The organism is Paenibacillus oleatilyticus, from assembly GCF_018998565.1.
Classification (GTDB): Bacteria; Bacillota; Bacilli; order Paenibacillales; family NBRC-103111; genus Paenibacillus_G; species Paenibacillus_G oleatilyticus.
Genome location: NZ_JAHNZO010000223.1, coordinates 1 through 309 on the forward strand (window position 1 = coordinate 1; position 309 = coordinate 309).

1 protein-coding gene is annotated in these 309 nt (G+C 64.7%); it reads left to right on the plus strand.

Annotation, left to right across the window (positions count from 1 at the left end):
- On the plus strand, nucleotides 1–309 hold a 309-nt coding region (locus KQX66_RS37080), incomplete at both ends, for a MobA/MobL family protein (RefSeq protein ID WP_216798473.1).

Here is a 309-nt window from a genome sequence, read left to right on the forward strand (position 1 = left end):
GTGCTAAAGTGATCAGCCGGGCAGGGGGCCGGTCATCGGTCGCAGCCGCCGCCTACCGGACGGCTGGGCGGCTGCGGGATGACCGGCAGGGGGCGGAGCATGACTATTCCCGCAAAGGCGGGGTTGTGCATTCCGAGATCATGGCCCCCGAGAATGCGCCCGACTGGATGCGCGATCGCGACCAGCTTTGGAATGCGGTCGAGGCGGTCGAGAAACGCCGTGATGCACAGCTTGCCCGCGAGATCGAAGTGGCGTTGCCGCGTGAGCTCGATCGTGGTGAGAGGTTGGATTTGTTGCGTGGTTTCGTTC